This window comes from Cohnella laeviribosi DSM 21336 (assembly GCF_000378425.1).
Classification (GTDB): domain Bacteria; phylum Bacillota; class Bacilli; order Paenibacillales; family Paenibacillaceae; genus Cohnella; species Cohnella laeviribosi.
Genome location: NZ_KB899900.1, coordinates 1 through 1,473 on the forward strand (window position 1 = coordinate 1; position 1,473 = coordinate 1,473).

Below are 1,473 nucleotides of genomic sequence, written 5' to 3' on the forward strand. Positions count from 1 at the left end.
GAAGCCAAACTTGAGCAAACGCCTCCATGCCAAGTACACCCGCCCATATCTGCTTCGCGGCTTAAAAATTGACCGTCCGAATCAGGTCTGGGGTAATGAATTTGAAGACCCTCGCGCATTGCGCAAAGGGATAGCTCGCTATGTCCAATTTTGCAATCAGGAACGTCCTCATCAATCACTTAAAGAAGCAAAGCCCGATCAATTCTATGCCCACAACATTGAACAGATCGCATCCTGAAAATTCTAGATTACACGAGAAGGAGGATATAACTTATTCCTCAAAAAATCGTGTCTTGACAATGGGGAGCATTACACGTCTGCAACAGCTAACGGTTTAATGAAAATCAAATGGGAAGTTTACTACCCATCATCCTCCTTATTCGGTTCTGGTTCGAAAGAGTTGCCATTTACGTATAATGTATCAAATGATTGAATAAGTAAAGAAGATGAAAAAGCAGCAAAAGCGATCCTCGTAATCGCTGTCTTTTCATCTTATTGCACATACATGATTTAATTTCGAATTTTCAAAAAAATGGTGGTGATCCTAATAAAAGTCCAGAAATATTATAAATATGGTTTAATTATCGTTTTCATTATTAGTCTTTCGGTTCTTTTCTTTTTTCAGTACAACGAAAAAGTAAAGTATCAAAAATATATTTCCAATCAGATGAATGACGATCTCCATACTTTGATTAATTCAATTAATGAAGATAGTAATTTATATGATGTTATTATTTCAACTAACAAAATTACAAAAGACCAGTCCAAGACCTTAATGGTTAATAATGAAAATATTAGAAACATCATTGTGGAATATAGGAACTTAGCGGTGGTTTTGAAGAAGCGAAAAGATGGTTATCAATACGATAGCAGTTCAGTAAATGCATACAAGTTAGCTCGTTTGTATTATGAATGGCATGAAGAATTTTATGACAGTCATTTCAATGGAAACCTTGATATGAAAAAACAGAGTCAAATTAAAGCTTCAAATCAATTGAATTCTTCATGGTTGGAGGTTACTAATAAGTTAGCATCTATCCGTTTTAACTTAAGCAACAAGGAATGGTTAAACTTGATCGATGCATTAGAATCGAAAACAATTAGTTTCATGGAGAAGAATAAAATAGATAATATTGAAGAAGTATGGGTAAAAGAACAAGGAATTAAATAAAAGTCCTTCCCCGCTTAATCTCTTTTGAGAAACAAGCGGATTTTTTTTGACAATCTTTTAATCTTGAACTGTTTTCATGTTGTCTACGCATTGTGAAGTGCTCGAATGATGATGGTTTTCGAGTTGTTCAGATTCGATAGGAGGATTTGGGAGTGCTGACAAGTGCCTTTTTTGCATTCTAGCTCGGCATTTTTACGCTGCGATTCTGAGTCTGTAAAATAAAATGTGTAAACTCCCAGACCTGCTACAATAGGAATAATAGAAAGGTTGGGAGCACACATGGGATTGTGGTCGAAGGAGCA

At 35.4% G+C, this 1,473-nt stretch carries 2 protein-coding genes and 1 pseudogene; 2 read left to right on the forward strand and 1 reads right to left on the reverse strand.

Annotation, left to right across the window (positions count from 1 at the left end):
• Positions 1–238 (forward strand): annotated as a pseudogene (locus F560_RS24080) (hypothetical protein); the annotation flags it as partial.
• A 294-nt stretch (positions 239–532) separates the two neighbouring features.
• The gene (locus F560_RS0122040; protein WP_019007871.1) at positions 533–1,171 is read left to right on the forward strand and encodes a hypothetical protein; all 639 of its coding nucleotides are present in this window, start codon (positions 533–535) and stop codon (positions 1,169–1,171) included.
• A gap of 83 nt (positions 1,172–1,254) precedes the next feature.
• Here F560_RS0122040 and F560_RS26125 read toward each other — a convergent pair.
• A partial coding sequence (locus F560_RS26125) for a hypothetical protein (protein ID WP_211214144.1) occupies positions 1,255–1,473 on the reverse strand: 219 nt, incomplete at its 5' end.